Origin of the sequence: Priestia sp. AB (assembly GCF_028369225.1) — a bacterium.
Classification (GTDB): Bacteria; Bacillota; Bacilli; order Bacillales; family Bacillaceae_H; genus Priestia; species Priestia megaterium.
In genome coordinates, this window is record NZ_JAQMYN010000003.1 from 296,827 (window position 1) to 312,271 (window position 15,445).

Genomic DNA, 15,445 nt, shown 5'->3' on the forward strand with positions numbered 1-15,445 from the left:
CTCTCAAAGTCAAAAACAAAGGTTGTTAAAACTAACTAAATTTTAACAGCCTTTGTTTTTGTCGTGATATAAAAATACAATGCTATCCCTAAAGGCATTGCTAAGATTATTAAACTTTTACTAGGTGTCTCTTTTAAAAGCTTCCAATTTTTACTCATCAAGCTGCTTGATACATAATGAATAGCTTGCTTAAACTTGAATGAAACATTACCAAAAGGCAATTTCATCAATTCCTTACGATAAAAGGCGAACCCTTTTGGATTTTTACGATATTGGTTTAGCATGTTAAGGGATGATCCATCTGGTAGATATTCCACACAGCATAATACTTCATTCATGAGGAGCAGTTCATATTGCTTATCAATCATATGATACTTATAGGCTAAACCTACATATCTCTCATTCTGGAACAACGGATATGGATGTGGTTTTGTTAGTTCAGTTCGATAAACAAGCTTTTTATCACCCTTTACACCGTGCTTGTTATATAAATCGAACAATGTAGAATGTTTAATATGTTCTGGCAGCCGTGTGCCAACTATTGCATCATCATTATAAGAATCCAGACCGATTACTCCACTGAATTTCTCACTTCCGTATTTGTTCCAAAAGTTTATAATTTTTGCAATAGCATCATCTGGCATATAATCATCCGAATCTATACAAACATTCAACTCTGTGTCGATAAGCTCATATGCAGCATTGTGGGCTCCGTGCATTCCTTGATTTTCTTGATAGTGATATCTAATTGGTATTTTACTATCCGTCATCCAGCTCTCTACCAATTCCCTCGTGTTATCGCTTGATCCGTCGTCAATAATTAACCACACAAAGTCTCGACATGTTTGTCTCATTAAACTTTCGTAACATAAGTGAAGAGTGTAGGCTCTGTTATAGGTTGGGGTAAACACTGTTAAAGTAGGTACCATTTTTCTTTCCCTCCTAATTTCGTCGTACACTCACAATGTATGATCCATATAATAGTTTGTCAGCCATTTAGACATTGTTTCAGTGTCATATCCTCGTTCATTTAGTATGGTTGAAGTATCCTTATGTTCATAAGAGGTGGACAGTATTTTATCCGCCCAGTCTTCAGGAGATTCTCCTAAACTTATGTACTCAACATTTCCTGTTATGTTTGATTCTTTTGTAATTGTGTCTGAAACAATACAGTTTAAACCTGCCGCTTGTGCTTCAACTAAAACAACCGGTAATCCCTCAAATAAAGAAGGAAACAGAAATAAGTCCATTGCTTGCATTAAATTTGAAATGTCACTTCGAACTCCTAAGAATTTAACATTCGTAGAGAGACCTATACTTTCAACCTTTCTTTCAATAGCTTGTCGTAAGTCTCCGTCACCAATTAGTGTTAATATTGAATCAGGCCTTTGTTTGTAAACAGCATGAAATATGTCAATTAAGTACTCATGGTTTTTTTGCTTATTAAACCTGCCAATATGTCCGATAACCAGCTGGTTTTTATCGATACCAAGCTCATTTCTAATATCATTTCGTATGTTTTCGTTATATCTAAACTCTTTAGTATTCACAGCATTATTTAAGACTATCACTTCTTTAGGGCTGGTAGACCTCTTATTAAATAGCCATTGACCTGCCTTTACAGAACAAGCAAAATAATTATTAGGATAATCTTTCATTGAGTACCTGGCGTATAAACGAAAAGGCAGTTTAAAATCAATACTTAAATCACTTAAATGGCTATGTGCAATTCTGCAAGGAACCCCCGCTCTTTTTGCTGCTCTTAATACAAAGCTGCTATTCTCATTAATATGAGAATGTACTACTTTATACTCTTTATAATTTGTAAAGAACTCACTTAGGAGCTTAAAGTACCTACGATAGTTACCAGGTTTAATCTGCGGCATTCGAAAAATCTTTCCGCCAAGTTGTTTAATTTCTTTATCATAATGTCCTTCTTCCGTACGATGGACCATAAAATCAAATTGTATTTTACTTCGATCAATTTCACGGTAATAATTCATTAACATCGTTTCAAGTCCACCACGGTTCATGATGGTTACTACTTGAAGGATCCGAATCGGTTTCAAAAACTCCACTCCTATCTGATAGTCTTTCTAAGAATCTCTATTGCAACTAATAATAAATAAAATCCTGTTGCAATACGCATTTTCGCACAGTAATAAAACACCTTCCAAATGGCTGGAAAGTGCGACAGTTGAAATTGACTAAACGAACGTTTTATTCGATAATCGTTTAAGAAGGAATTTATATACTTTATTTTTAACAAAGCGGACAACTTATTACTTTTGCTAATTGTATTTAAACCAAGACCTAGTGTATTTAAGCAAATCCGGTTATTTAAAGCTAAATAATACTCTTCCTCCATATTTTTAGTTTTCAGGAAATTTTCTATTATTTCATACAAATTAAACCACTGTTCCAGTAAATCCGGCTTAAAACCTGCTGTTACAGAAGAGGCGTTTGCTCGCCAGTAATGATAAAAAGGATGATTTAAAAAAACAAAGGAATTTGAGTAATATACTGCCTGGATATTAAACAACGTATCTTCATTCGTTCCAATCTCCTTAAGATCAACAAATTTAAGGTTCTTTTGTTTAATAATATCTGTACGATATAGCTTTGACCAAACGGTGCCCCACGCATCCAACAACTCTGGATTTGCGACTTCTTGGTTTAAAGGTCCGATTAAGCGTCTCATTACGTTTACTTTAACTTCTTCATTCATATACTTGATCTTATTAGGCAGATTGAATATTTTTTCCTTTGAATGATTGCCGAATTCACGAGTATACGTGCACATTACAATATCTGCTTTATCTTTAATTGCTGTATTGTACATGGTTTCGTACATCCGAGAATCTATCCAGTCATCTGGATCTACAAAACCTATAAAATCTCCCGTTGCAGCCTTTATTCCCTCGTTCCTGGCAGATGATACACCCCTGTTGTTTCTATTAATTATTTTAATGCGATGGTCCTTCTTAGCGTACTCATTAAGAATCTGCAAAGTAGAATCTGTTGATCCATCATTAACTGCGATAATATCAACTTCTCTAAGATTCTGTCCTAGTAAACTATCCAAACATCTGTCCAAATAACTTTCCATATTATATATAGGTACGATTATACTTACCTTTGGATTCATCTATATCCTCCGCCATGTATCTTAGATAAACATTACTTAATTCTTTAGTTACTTGATTGAGAGAAAAATTCCGTATTATCCTTTTACTTTCCATTGACATTTTTCTATAAAGTTTTTTTGAACGATATATTTCTAAGATTCTTAATGAAAAGGTCTGATACTCATTTGCAGGTACTATGTATCCATTTAAACTCTCCTGTACAAGTTCTATATGCCCTCTATTTGAACAGGCCACTATAGGTAAACCACAAGCCATAGCTTCCATAATATTTACAGGTAACCCTTCACGAAGACTTGATGCTACTGCGACATCACACATCGGGACAATTTTCTGAAGATCATTTCGATAGCCTAAAAACTCAACCATATGAAAGATTCCAAGATTTGCGGCTAGTTCTCGGCAGTTTTCCAACAAAGGTCCCTTACCTGCCAAGAGAAGCTTTGCATGTGGAATTTCATCTTTTATAAGTGCCAGCGATTGAAGAAGAAGCTGTTGGTTTTTATTTTTATTAAATTCTGCAGCATAAAATAATAAAAAATCATCTGGATGATACCCGAATGACTCTTTAAGGTGAATTTTTTCTTTTTCATTTGCCGGTTTAAAGTTCTCCGTGTTGATTCCCACTCCATGTACATGTTCAATACGTTTTGCTTTGAAATGCTGAGTTGCCAATTGATAATCTTCTTGATTAATTGTGATTAAGCAGTCCGTATAATGGGCCAGCGTTTTTTCTATAGGATAATAAAAAAGCCAGTTCACAGGAGGTGCACCTTTGCAAAAATGAAAACCGTGAGCAGTGTAAATAACTTTGGTTCCTTGTTTCCTTGCTTTTCGTGCTGCCAAACGGGCTAACACGCCGCCCATTGGAGTATGACAGTGAATAATATTATATTTATTTTCGTTTATTACTGTTTTTAATTCTCTATAAGCTTTCATATTTCCCATATGAAAAGGTGATCGTTGAATGGAAATGTTATATTTTTGATCTGCATAAGGAAGTTTCATGTTCCCGCTTGCGGCTACATGAACTTCCCAGCCTTGTTCTTTAAACCATTTCATATAAGGCAGATGAAATGCTTGAAAATGAAAGTCAACGGTTGCACAAAACAGTACTTTGTTAGACATGTGTATCACCTATATGCATAATGTTCATTCTCCTCCAGCTTCTTCAACTTGAAACAGAGACAATTTGTTTAGAAGTAGAAGTCAAATTATTATTTGCCAAGTTTAGTAGCGCTTGTCTTAAAGTTTCTTGGTCTAGGTTCTCGTACGTCGAAATGATTTCATTGATTTCTTCTAAATATAGTTCTGCTGTTTTTCCCACATAGATCTTTGGATATACTTGCTGCTCATGAATTTCATCTTCTTTCAACAATTCTTCAAACAGCTTTTCTCCTGGTCTCATACCTGTAAATTCTAAGCCAATTTCGTCAATTGAATTTCCAGATAGCTTTATTAAATTTTTAGCAAGATCAACTATTTTTACTGGTTCTCCCATATCTAAAACAAAGATTTCTCCGCCGCCGGCTAATGCTCCGGCTTGAATAACGAGTCTTGATGCTTCGGGAATTGTCATAAAGTAACGAACCATGTCCGGATGAGTTACTGTTACTGGTCCTCCTTTTTCAATTTGTTTTTTAAATAACGGGATAACACTTCCTCGACTTCCTAATACATTACCGAATCGGACAGCAACAAATTTTGTAGCGCTATGTGCATCCATTCCTTGAATAATCATTTCTGCCAGCCTTTTCGTTGCCCCCATCACACTCGTTGGATTTACTGCTTTATCACTGGAAATCATGACAAAAGTTCCTACGCCATGCCAGCTTGCTGCTTTTGCAACATTCATGGTTCCAATTATATTATTCTTAACAGCTTCTTCTGGATTTCGTTCCATCAGCGGTACATGTTTATGAGCTGCAGCATGATATACAACGTCCGGATTATGTATGTTCATCACCGACATCATTCTCTTGGTATCTTGCAAATCGGCAATCTCGGTTGTAAATTCAATACGTGTCTCTTTAAACTTATTTTTCAGTTCCATTTCAATGGAGTAAATACTGTTTTCACCGTGACCGAGCAAAATGAGCTTTTTCGGATTAAACTTTGAGATTTGTCTGGAAATCTCAGAGCCAATTGACCCGCCAGCTCCAGTCACTAAAACTACTTTATTCGTAACATAATCCGATATACTTTCAACATCCATTTCGACAGGTTCTCTTCCTAAAAGATCTTCTACTTGCACATCGCGAAACTGATTCACTGAAACTCTTCCTGTAACGAGATGCTCAAGCATTGGCAAGGTTTGAGTTCTCGCTTTTGTCTTAGCACATTCTTGAAAAATAATGTTTAATTCCTTTTTGCTAAGAGAAGGAATCGAGATGATGATATTTTCAATAGCGAACTTTTTGACAGCTTCCTCTATTTTTCCTATCCCACCTAGTACAGGAATGCCTAAAATATCAAGATGATGCTTTTTTACATTATCATCGATAAAGCCCACAGGGAGAAGATTGCTTCCATTTTTCTTTAAAAGCTGTCTGGCTACCATGGTACCAGCGGATCCAGCGCCAATAATTAATGTTCTTTTTTTATTGCTTGATTTGTTTATAATGGAATCCCGATACATTCTCCACACAAATCGTGACCCGCCCATTAATAACATATGAAGCAGCCACGTCACAGCCAGCAGTCTAAAAAATGTTTCTTTAAAAACCAATTGCTGAATGATCGCGGCACAGAGAATAGAATAAGAGACAACTTTAAAAATGATTACTAGCTCTCCAATACTTGCATACTCCCAAGATTTTTTATAAAGTTTGAACCTAATTGAGAAAAAATGATGACTAAGCAAAAATGTAAGTGAACTTACAACGACAGGAAAGGTGATCACGTAAATACTTGCGTCTACAAGAAAACGGCTCATAAAAATGGCCAACATCACAATAAAAGAATCAATTACAATAAATAAAGACAACCTTTGGCGATAAGTCATACACGTTCTCCTTTCTTTAGCTGATAATTTTTTGGTTGTCTAATTCAAGAGCCTTTATCCTTTTTTGAATGGTATTATCAAACAGTTTTTTAATTTCAATCAGCTGCTCTTTAGATGCATCTTGTTTAATGTATCTGACAGCTTTTTTAATGGATTTCGGCTGATTATCAAATCTTTCCATCTTATTTCACATCTCCTTCACTATAAAAATAATAAAGCCCTTATGTATAAGGTTTTTGTAAAACCATATACATAAAAGCTTTATACAAGTTAAAACGGGCATCTAACCCAGCCTCACACCACACTTTCGACGACTTGCGTCTAAGGTTTCTTTCAACCCACAGCATGATCGAGTGCCTTCGTTGATAACGGTAAGTAGGCATCACCAAACTATTTTATTAAATCAACCTTTAAAGAACACTAACGTTCTTAATTAAGAACATTAGTGTAAAAAAATATAGTTTTATTTTTCATTAACAATCACGCCTACTAGTCTAGCTTCAGCAATGTCTAGTACTCTTTTTGCTTCCTCAATTTTTTCTATTTCTGTTTTGCCCCGCTTTAAAATTAGTACCACTCCTTCGCAGTATGTTGATAATACTCTCGTTTCAGGAGAAGCCAATACAGCAGGCGAGTCAATTAATACCGCATCATAGCAATCAGTAAACCTAGTAAGCAAACTTTCCATCTTCTTATTGCCTAATAACTCTACAAAATTAGAAAGAGCAGCACCACTAGTTAAAATATCTAGATTGTCAATTCTTGTTTGATATACCGCTTCTTCAAAAGTTACTTCATTTTCCAGTACACCTGTTAATCCGCCTGTGTTCTGAATGTTAAAAATATCATGGATAACAGGTTTCCTTAAATTTGCATCAATTAATAGGACCTTGTCTTTCTGCTGAGCCATGGAAACAGCTAAATTAGCTGCCATGGTTGATTTTCCTTCTCCTTCTTTAGGAGAAGTTATGAGAAATAATTTACTTGTACTTTTCTTCGTAAGAAAGTGAAGATTTGCTCTAATTGTGCGAAACTGGTCAGAAATAACGGAATTAGGGTTTGAATAGGTAACGAGGCTTTGCTTTTTCAACGCCGCTCCTTGAGATTTTTTATTTGCTGCCAACAGTCTCACTCCTTAATTCTACTTCTGTTTCGGTTTTATTAGATGATTTTAATTTTTGTTTGTTCATATTAGAAACTGTTCCTATTACTGGTACACCTAATATTCGTTCCGCTTCACTGTCTTTTTTAACTTTTCCATCTAAAGAATCCAATAAGAAGGTCAACCCAATGCCTATTACAACCCCTGCAATCAAAGCAATCATGATGATACGATTTTGGTTTCCATCAACAGGAGAAGCATTCTTTGCTGGAGATAATAATTGAACCCCTTTAATATTTAGAATATTTCCTACTTCCTCTTTAAATACTTTGGCTGTAGTATTGGCAATTTTAACAGCAGTTGCTGGGTCCGTGCTTGTTACAGAGAGACTAATGATTTGTGAGCCGTCGAGACTCGCCGCTTGTACTTGACCTGCTGTGGCTTCTGCAGACTGCTGTAAATTTAACTGTTTTGTTACTTTTTCCATCACGACCGGATCTTTAACCATCACTAGAAGCGTACTCATTTTCTGAGTATCTACATCTACAATCACTCTTGTGGAAGCTTGATAAAATACTGTATTATTCTGATGACTATAGAAAAAGCCTGCTAGTGTGGTAAGAACAGTAACAATAACTACAATCCAAATACGTCTTTTTATGACTTCATAGTATTCTTTTAAATTAATATCTTTTCCCTTTAGTTGCTGGGAAAAATTTTTTTGTTCCATTGTACTCATTAGAACCACCTTTACTTTAATGATATTTTCTACATATCGTTGATATTAAAGCCTAATATTCTTTATAACGAACATAAAGACCACTAAACTTTATGTCTTAGGTATATATCTGCTACAAACCCTGGTTATTAAGTTCTATCTCATTTTAATTCTTTATAAAGAACAAGTCAATGCTAATTTAATTTTAAAAGTTTAATTATGTATCTATAGTCCCGTTTAATTCTTACTACAAAACCAAAAACCATTATTATTATCACAAAGAATAAACTTGTAATAATTTATCGTTTTTTATAAAGAACGTTTTTTATTATGTTAATAATTAAAGTGGCTTAGCATACTTTATACTATGCATATTTTAAAATAACAGTTGTGAGAAAACGCAATCATAGTTACTGGCTAGTAACTAATCCTGAGATTGATACCTTGAGCAATAATTAGCGCAAAGGTATAATCCTATTTCTAAATTCAAATTATTACAGCTTAATACTTCTTAACCATAGAATTTATTGTAATTATAAAATCTAGGTGTTATATGAACTTTTAAATTATTTGAAGTGAGAAAGCACTATACCATTTAAACTATCATGTATTTTCTATACCAAAACATAAAAGCTAGCTCCTTAAGGTCACGAGCTAGCCTTTTCAGTCATTGCTGTATAAATCCAAATTGTTTAAATACCGCTAACAAACCTATCTCTTTCCAATTTAGACCATTATCCAGAGTTATTGTACCAGAGACTTTAGAAAAGTTGGGAACATTTAAGCCAGAAATTCCATTGTTCTGAGCTTGATAAACATGTCCTTGGAAGTAAATAATAGTATCTTTAACATAATTAGTGGAAGGTGCCCATAGGCTGTTGCTAGCACGGCCCGCTGTTATACAGACCCATCCCAGATATCCCCCCGCTACAGGTGTTGAATTATATATTAACTCACCTAATTCATAAGTTCCAGAGGTAGGTTGAGAAGGTGCAAAGGACGCCAAAGGATTATTTCCACTCATTTTCTCTAGTTGGTTATTTAAGTTAGCAGTAAATAAAATATCTGAGTTAATTTTGGTATTATTTTGATTGATTATAGTTGCTTTAGGTCTGGATACAGTAGTACCTGACCTATATGCATAGTCAAGTGTAATGGTTCCTTTGGTATTGTTTTCTGAAGTTTTGATAGTAGCAATTATATTATTAAGAAAAGTTAAATGGTTTTCCACAAATATACGCATAGTATATAAGGAGCCAAGAGAAACATTTTGATCAATTATTTCAAGTCTATTATCTGACACATCCAATCTCGGTATTAACCCTATTCCTATACCTGGCCCTAAAAGTTCATGTACGTAAGTATTACTACTTCTCGTCCAAATAATTTTGTTGTTTTTAAAATAGTGAGTAATGTATCCTTTGTCTACTGCAAGTATATTATTAAGATAGTCTCCGCCTAAAATACGAAAAGAATGATTTTTAAAGGTGTTATGTTCAACTCTCATCTGCTCTGTTGCATAAACTCTAGTATAGTTTGCTTTAGCACCTGTATGAATAAATTCGCTATCTTTTATTATTACTTCTTTAAAAGAACCTAGTATACCGCCTACCGTTTCTCCCGTAAAAAACTGAGAATTAGATATCAATAAATAATCATTAGGTGCTAAAAATGCTCCGTATGCATTCCCGCTTCTAATATCAAATAAACTATCATGTATCTCTACGTGTTTGCCTGATAACGTCAAAGCTGATATGGTTGTACCTTCTTGTTCATACGTAAGCTTACAATTGATAACTTTTACTGTTTCTCCTCCTAATTGCAGCGCAGTTTTCGTAAATACACAGTTTTCGAGAGTAGTATTTCCTCCATCCAGACCAACTTGTGTTCCAAAAATACTGTCGTTTTTAAATGTACAAAAAGTTCCGTCTTTTTCAACTCCACTGGTTATAGACTTACCTCTAATCGGACCGTGATATAGGTTCCCTTGAGACAAGTAGTCATCACCTTGACCATTAAAGTAAACTAATTTTTCAAACTTATTATTTTCTAATGTTACCCCGCGTGTACTAACACAGATAAAATCTCCCGCTCTGTTATCATGGAAATTACAGCTTCTGATAAGTATCCTCTGATTATTCATATATCCATCTTCAACATCTATCCCATACCCAGGATTACACCCTTTAGAAACAATCAACTTATTGCTATTGTTATGAATTTCACAATTTTCATAAGTTATGAACCTCCCTCCCATAACAGAAGCACCTAGTCTTCTATTTTTGTGAGTGTTGCATCCCCTAAACGTGATGTATTGAGGCGTCTTTGCACAAGAAACATAATGTAAGTTACCATCCATCGCATCAAAATTTCCTAAGAAAGAAAACCTTACAAATTTTGTGCCCAGTGGCATAGCATCAATATAGATATATTCATAAGTTCTGTAGGACCTGTTACCTAAATAAGTTTGATTTGAATCATAGAAATGAACTTTTATGGGAACTTTATTTAAATTCAGACCCGATCCGTATCCTCCGTATCCATCTCCAGAATAAAAAATATATCCTACTTCTTTTGCTAAAGGCGTTGTTATATCAAAAAATTTATTTACTGTCACATATTGAATTTGCGTATTATCAATATTTCCGTTAGCATTAATATCACCTTTAGAGAAATGACCTCCATTTGTTTTATTATGCTGAGCACCGCCAAGTGCGGAAAAATCTGCGCTAATAGCAAGTCCATCACCTGTGCATTCAAAAGATTCACAATTCCTAATCAAAATATTATAACATAAGTTTTTTATTGAAATTCCATATCCCCACTCATGCGTGCTATTTATTGAATAATCATGGGTTTCTCTATCCCCTTTTACGGTAGCTCCTTCTATAATCGTATTTTTAATATCAATACATGTTAATATTTCATATCCTGTCAAGTTATTCGATTCTTTAACAAACAAACATCCATAAAGTTTATAATGGGTATCGCTCCAGAACTTTATAGATGAATTTTTTTCTATAAGATAAGTTCCTTCTGGCAAAATAACTTCCCCATACTTATTCTCTTTAGCCCATAGGAGTGCATTATTTATTCCATTGGTAGTTTTTAAAGGTTCTGTTCCGTTATTTTTAATTTCCCACCTATCTAACTCAATTACGTATGAAGATGCACGGTTATTATTATCTAACGTTGTAAGACTTTTAGGCACCCATTTCAATGTAGCACTATCATATGCGAGTACGTCATTGTTAGCTGGGAAGTTCGTTTTTAAATCTACGTCTCCTAAATTTTCAAGATTGCTCATTGTTCTCCTCACCACTTTTCCAATAATACTTTATAGTATGCAAAAAAAAGATAAGTGATTAGGTATATTAATTATAAGTATAAGGAGTTTTTCAGTAACAAAATATATTTCATAGATGCTTAATTCAGAAAGCTTCTCTCCTACTAATTTCTTGTATAAGCACAATTGAAGAATATAATTCATACATTTCCTATTTTTTAGAATGTTGCTGTTTCAAAAACTCCATAACTTTGCTCTAGTAAAATTCCCTTTAGCCTGACCTGTAAAGCTTCACATTATTTTTATTCTAATTATTATAAAAACGACAAATTGTGACACACTTACGTCTTTTCTTGTAGTAAAATAATCATAATACAAATGATTCAGAAAAGAGCAAACTGTTTGAAAGAACAGGACGCAAAGCCGCAGGTCTAAGGTCTTGAAATTAAATATAAAAGATTATGATAGCTGGGTTACCTGATAGAGAATAGCTGGAGGTAGAATAATGCTGAATCAGATTAAAATGGGTACAAAGAGTGAAAAAGAAGAGAAGCTGGATGAAGAATGGATCGAACTTATGCAGGCCGCATATAAAATGGGAATTCCTATTGAAGAAGTAAGAAGGTTTATCTCTTATAACAAACACAGCTAAAAGTTAAAATGCGGATACGAGGGATTTAATTCACATAGGAATTAGATTCTTTTTTTGAGCTGAGAACTATTAAAAGAGTATATTCATTATTAAACTTGTTATATTTTAGTTTTTAACTATCAAGAAAAAAAGAAAGGGAAAAGCTTGTAATAGTACGGTTAGATAAAAAGAAGGAAAGGAGATGAGGTTAAAAGCAGTTGTCTCTTACATCATTGAACTAAACGGAGGGACTATCTTAAATTTACTTAATAATAACTTTCTTTACTACTCATGCAGAACCTTTAGGGGCAGTTACAATTAATCAGTTTCTACTGCCCTTTAAAACAGATGATTTAGGGTTCACTGATTTGAGCTCTGCCACTTTTGGAATTCAAGAAACTGTTTGAACTGTTCTTTACTTATACCAGATTCAGCTGCCTCTTTTGCTAAATCTAACCATTCACTATCTATTACGATTGAGCTATCACTTTCGGAAGAGTCATGAATTAATTTATCTACACTGACATGTAAAGAGGTTGAAATCTTATTTAAAAATTGAATAGATGGATTTAATTGAATATCTCTTTCAACAGAAGAGATATAGGACTTAGCTACTCCCGCACGGTTAGCAAGTTCAGTTAATGATATTCCTTGTTTCTTTCGAAGTTCTCGGATACGTTGACCAATTGTCATATTTATCACCCTTAATAAATGCTTGTAGGGATAATTGTACCACAGTTCTATCCTAAATCCTATCACAAATTTAATTATTGTTAGACTATGAAAACCTGGTTAAATGGCTTGGAATAGCCTTCTTATGTATTCCAAATAAGATATTAGTTATCTGTTTTACAAAAGCAATTGTAATTATACAGTAAAATTTTTTTAGGGGTTATAATGATAAAGAAGAGGTATCCTTCACCATCCCTGCTAAAATAATAAAAGGAAGCGGATTATATTGAGCTATCCGCCTATGATAGTCTCTTCTGTCTTTCCCTACTGTTCATCAAAATTAACAACATGTTGTGAAACTGTATACTCTTAAATATCTGAACGAATGTAAGCTAGATAGACAGTTTATACAGTAACTAACTTCTCATTTATTATATTTTTTCTTATGGAATTGGTTTGCATTCAAAAGAAATTCCTTAACTTCTTGTATGCTAATCCCCTGATTTCGAGCTTCTAGCATTAAATGAATCCATTCTAAATCAATAGTACTTTTATCATCCACGCCCATCATTCCAGTCTCCTTCACCACATCTTTGGTAACGTTTTCTAAAAAATGTTTCAAAACAAAAGTCCTTATTTCTCCTTGTTACTTTACAGTATAATGGATATTACTAGAACATTCGACTACTTTTTCCAAAAAATCATTATTTTTTAAATTTTTTGTCTATTTCACTCATAATAAATATTATAAAACTATAAAAATGTGATAGATCAAGAATCATGCTTTACCTTTTCTCTATATGTATGCTGGTAAATTGCCCTTAAGGCCTACCTGCCAGCATGCGATGAAAAGACGAAAAGATAGAAAGAATCTATTGTTTACAAACTATTTACGATAATTAGTTTCCTAATATACGTATTAAAATTGAAATCCATTCTCTAACCGCAATCATTGATAAGGTTACAGAAGAAGAGCTTGCTTATCGTCTCCTCCCTCACAAGCGGTCTATTCAAGAGCTGCTGCAGCATTTATGTCTCATTTGCAGTGCAGACTATTATATTTCCTTAGGCTACTCTGCGGATAAAATGAATGACTTTTATCTGCAGCATCCACCTTATACAAAGCTTGAACTTAAAACAGCTTTAATAGATGGTTTTAACCAGCTAAAAGCAGTCTACTCTTCTTTTGACGAACGAAAGCTATTTTCACTGCAGACATCCTATTGGGGATGCGCGTATACACGTTTTGAGTGGCTGCTTGAAATTCAGTCTCATTTATATCATCACCGTGCAGAACTGTATACGCTTCTAACCTGTTACCGCAGAAATCGATTGGATATAGTGCCTTTTGAGTAATGTCATTTTGAAATAGAAAAAAGCAGTGAAGCGCTCGCTTCACTGCTTTTTCTTACTCTCTATATTAGATAACCTTTACTTTTGTTTTAATTGTATAATATGTATCTGCTAAGAGTCCTACTGCAAGTCCGCTAATCATCCCGTATGGTAATACACCCGGTACATTTTGATAAAAAGTGCCGATTAACATTGCAGCTAGGATGCCGAAAAGTACGCCTATCACAATATGCGAACCAAACTTCACCTGTTTTGTGGTATACATTCTTCCTCCTCCTCACTTTTTTTCCATTATATCACAACAGAATCGTTTATTTAATGATAACTGAGCGAGGAATGCGAATGTAATAAAACTGTAACCTTATATAACTATTTTAGTACTATTCTTCTAGCGAACAAAATGTCATATGAGGCTTTTCTTCTTGATAATACGCTAAACGGTCTTGAAGCGTACCGGTGTGAAATTCAAATTTATGACCGTCAGGATCCGTAAAATAAATAGATTTTCTGTCTCTTTCGTCGCGGTTTCTTCCCGGTAAGATGGTTACATTATGCTGTTTTAACAGTTCTCTTGCTTCGTCAAAGTTTTCAATGGAAATAGAAAACGCTAAATGAGTATACGAATACTGAATGTCTGATCTAGGAATATTTTTTTCTTCGTTTAGCGCCAGCCACAGTCCCTTAAGACTAAAGTAAGCGGTGGACTTTCCTTTCACTAAAAGTTCCGCTCCTAGCACTTTCTGATAAAATATGATAGATTGTTCTAAATTTGACACAGAAAAGCACATGTGATTAATTCCTTGAATCATCTTTACCCCTCGCTTTCTAGAAAAAAGTATTACATAACTTTCCTTTTAGCACCTATTTTACTGAAAAAACATACTTTTTGCCATGTAAAGAGCTACTCCCCAAATCATACATGCAGAAGCCTTATTGACCCAAATCATTATTTTTCCATTTGAATCCATTTTTCCTGCTGCTTTTCCTGCAAAAGCTAGGGATAAAAACCATATCCACGAAACGGATATCGTCACCAGCGTAAAAACCCATTTTTCTTTTCCGCTGTACAGTAGAGAATTTGTTCCGATTACACCCATAATATCCATCAGCGCGTGGGGATTTAGCAGAGATACAGAAGCAGCAAATAAAATTTGTGCTTTTAGCGTCATCCCTTCCTTTAATGACGTTTTTGACGGTTCGCTCTTCCACGTCACAAAGCCCATATACGCTAAAAAAAGAAGACCTATTCCAAAAATAAGCGTTTGAAAAAATGAAAAAGCAGCGGCTGCTGCTGAAACGCCCAGCACTGCTACTAGAATTAAAATTGTATCACAAACAGAAGCCGTTACCACTACAGGAAGCGCCTGTTTGATCGTTCGTTGATTTGCTCCTTGGTTAAAAACAAACACATTTTGTACCCCTAAAGGTAAAATCAAACCGAATGCTAACAACAAAGCATGTATAATCACTGTAAACATATTACTCTCTCCTTTCTCTTTTATCCTACAATTGACATCCCCTGTTGTCTCCATC

The 15,445-nt window shown here is 34.4% G+C and carries 16 protein-coding genes and 1 riboswitch; of the genes, 2 read left to right on the forward strand and 14 right to left on the reverse strand.

What is annotated here, in order from left to right:
* Nucleotides 1-35 precede the first annotated feature (35 nt).
* The 9 genes from POF52_RS11160 to POF52_RS11200 form a co-directional block, all read right to left on the reverse strand.
* Nucleotides 36-929, reverse strand: coding sequence for a glycosyltransferase family 2 protein (locus POF52_RS11160; RefSeq protein ID WP_271992651.1), 894 nt, complete (start codon nt 927-929; stop codon nt 36-38).
* A 30-nt stretch (nt 930-959) separates the two neighbouring features.
* Nucleotides 960-2,069, reverse strand: a complete 1,110-nt coding sequence (locus tag POF52_RS11165; protein ID WP_442956641.1) for a glycosyltransferase family 1 protein — start codon at nt 2,067-2,069, stop codon at nt 960-962.
* Nucleotides 2,070-2,080: 11 nt separating this feature from the next.
* The gene (locus tag POF52_RS11170) at nt 2,081-3,148 is read right to left on the reverse strand and encodes a glycosyltransferase family 2 protein (protein WP_271992654.1); all 1,068 of its coding nucleotides are present in this window, start codon (nt 3,146-3,148) and stop codon (nt 2,081-2,083) included.
* Nucleotides 3,111-4,274, reverse strand: coding sequence for a glycosyltransferase family 4 protein (locus POF52_RS11175; protein ID WP_271992656.1), 1,164 nt, complete (start codon nt 4,272-4,274; stop codon nt 3,111-3,113). The genes POF52_RS11170 and POF52_RS11175 overlap by 38 nt, the downstream gene beginning before the upstream one ends.
* Before the next feature lie 43 nt (nt 4,275-4,317).
* Entirely contained in the window at nt 4,318-6,150 is a 1,833-nt protein-coding gene (locus POF52_RS11180; RefSeq protein ID WP_271992658.1) for a polysaccharide biosynthesis protein, read from the reverse strand.
* A 16-nt stretch (nt 6,151-6,166) separates the two neighbouring features.
* Nucleotides 6,167-6,331: a hypothetical protein gene (locus POF52_RS11185; RefSeq protein WP_271992659.1), complete on the reverse strand. Its 165-nt coding sequence runs from the start codon at nt 6,329-6,331 to the stop codon at nt 6,167-6,169.
* A gap of 282 nt (nt 6,332-6,613) precedes the next feature.
* Nucleotides 6,614-7,273, reverse strand: a complete 660-nt coding sequence (locus tag POF52_RS11190) for a CpsD/CapB family tyrosine-protein kinase (protein WP_271992661.1) — start codon at nt 7,271-7,273, stop codon at nt 6,614-6,616.
* Complete coding sequence (locus POF52_RS11195; RefSeq protein WP_271992663.1) at nt 7,260-7,991, reverse strand: YveK family protein; 732 nt, start codon at nt 7,989-7,991, stop codon at nt 7,260-7,262. Before POF52_RS11195 ends, POF52_RS11190 begins: the two co-directional genes overlap by 14 nt.
* A 646-nt stretch (nt 7,992-8,637) precedes the next feature.
* Entirely contained in the window at nt 8,638-11,277 is a 2,640-nt protein-coding gene (locus POF52_RS11200) for a right-handed parallel beta-helix repeat-containing protein (protein WP_271992665.1), read from the reverse strand.
* Nucleotides 11,278-11,638: 361 nt separating this feature from the next.
* Nucleotides 11,639-11,737: riboswitch (cyclic di-GMP riboswitch) on the forward strand.
* Nucleotides 11,738-11,761: 24 nt separating this feature from the next.
* Between POF52_RS11200 and POF52_RS11205 the strand changes: the two genes are divergently transcribed.
* Complete coding sequence (locus POF52_RS11205; protein ID WP_255323427.1) at nt 11,762-11,908, forward strand: anti-repressor SinI family protein; 147 nt, start codon at nt 11,762-11,764, stop codon at nt 11,906-11,908.
* A 339-nt stretch (nt 11,909-12,247) separates the two neighbouring features.
* Here POF52_RS11205 and POF52_RS11210 read toward each other — a convergent pair whose 3' ends face one another.
* Both POF52_RS11210 and POF52_RS11215 read right to left on the reverse strand, forming a co-directional pair.
* Nucleotides 12,248-12,580 carry a helix-turn-helix domain-containing protein gene (locus POF52_RS11210; protein ID WP_271992667.1) on the reverse strand — a complete coding sequence of 111 codons (333 nt, stop codon included), beginning with the start codon at nt 12,578-12,580 and terminating at the stop codon, nt 12,248-12,250.
* Between the two features lie 403 nt (nt 12,581-12,983).
* Nucleotides 12,984-13,181, reverse strand: coding sequence for an anti-repressor SinI family protein (locus POF52_RS11215; protein ID WP_334314403.1), 198 nt, complete (start codon nt 13,179-13,181; stop codon nt 12,984-12,986).
* A 464-nt stretch (nt 13,182-13,645) separates the two neighbouring features.
* Between POF52_RS11215 and POF52_RS11220 the strand changes: the two genes are divergently transcribed.
* On the forward strand, nt 13,646-13,915 hold the full coding sequence (locus POF52_RS11220; protein ID WP_271992668.1) for a hypothetical protein: 270 nt from the start codon (nt 13,646-13,648) through the stop codon (nt 13,913-13,915).
* Between the two features lie 64 nt (nt 13,916-13,979).
* Here POF52_RS11220 and POF52_RS11225 read toward each other — a convergent pair whose 3' ends face one another.
* From POF52_RS11225 to POF52_RS11235, 3 genes are all read right to left on the reverse strand, one after another.
* Nucleotides 13,980-14,177, reverse strand: a complete 198-nt coding sequence (locus POF52_RS11225; protein WP_271992669.1) for a hypothetical protein — start codon at nt 14,175-14,177, stop codon at nt 13,980-13,982.
* Between the two features lie 115 nt (nt 14,178-14,292).
* Nucleotides 14,293-14,721: a metallothiol transferase FosB gene (gene fosB / locus POF52_RS11230; RefSeq protein WP_271992671.1), complete on the reverse strand. Its 429-nt coding sequence runs from the start codon at nt 14,719-14,721 to the stop codon at nt 14,293-14,295.
* A 57-nt stretch (nt 14,722-14,778) separates the two neighbouring features.
* Nucleotides 14,779-15,390, reverse strand: coding sequence for a LysE/ArgO family amino acid transporter (locus POF52_RS11235; RefSeq protein WP_271992673.1), 612 nt, complete (start codon nt 15,388-15,390; stop codon nt 14,779-14,781).
* Between the last annotated feature and the right edge of the window lie 55 nt (nt 15,391-15,445).

What these genes read in the sequence shown, in the direction of transcription:
- POF52_RS11235 (WP_271992673.1), bottom strand. Translation starts at nt 15,390, where the DNA reads ATGTTTACAGTGATTATACATGCTTTGTTGTTAGCATTCGGTTTGATT.
- POF52_RS11205 (WP_255323427.1), top strand. Translation starts at nt 11,762, where the DNA reads ATGCTGAATCAGATTAAAATGGGTACAAAGAGTGAAAAAGAAGAGAAG.
- POF52_RS11225 (WP_271992669.1), bottom strand. Translation starts at nt 14,177, where the DNA reads ATGTATACCACAAAACAGGTGAAGTTTGGTTCGCATATTGTGATAGGC.
- POF52_RS11170 (WP_271992654.1), bottom strand. Translation starts at nt 3,148, where the DNA reads ATGAATCCAAAGGTAAGTATAATCGTACCTATATATAATATGGAAAGT.
- POF52_RS11200 (WP_271992665.1), bottom strand. Translation starts at nt 11,277, where the DNA reads ATGAGCAATCTTGAAAATTTAGGAGACGTAGATTTAAAAACGAACTTC.
- POF52_RS11220 (WP_271992668.1), top strand. Translation starts at nt 13,646, where the DNA reads ATGAATGACTTTTATCTGCAGCATCCACCTTATACAAAGCTTGAACTT.
- POF52_RS11175 (WP_271992656.1), bottom strand. Translation starts at nt 4,274, where the DNA reads ATGTCTAACAAAGTACTGTTTTGTGCAACCGTTGACTTTCATTTTCAA.
- POF52_RS11210 (WP_271992667.1), bottom strand. Translation starts at nt 12,580, where the DNA reads ATGACAATTGGTCAACGTATCCGAGAACTTCGAAAGAAACAAGGAATA.
- POF52_RS11195 (WP_271992663.1), bottom strand. Translation starts at nt 7,991, where the DNA reads ATGAGTACAATGGAACAAAAAAATTTTTCCCAGCAACTAAAGGGAAAA.
- POF52_RS11185 (WP_271992659.1), bottom strand. Translation starts at nt 6,331, where the DNA reads ATGGAAAGATTTGATAATCAGCCGAAATCCATTAAAAAAGCTGTCAGA.
- POF52_RS11160 (WP_271992651.1), bottom strand. Translation starts at nt 929, where the DNA reads ATGGTACCTACTTTAACAGTGTTTACCCCAACCTATAACAGAGCCTAC.
- fosB (WP_271992671.1), bottom strand. Translation starts at nt 14,721, where the DNA reads ATGATTCAAGGAATTAATCACATGTGCTTTTCTGTGTCAAATTTAGAA.
- POF52_RS11180 (WP_271992658.1), bottom strand. Translation starts at nt 6,150, where the DNA reads ATGACTTATCGCCAAAGGTTGTCTTTATTTATTGTAATTGATTCTTTT.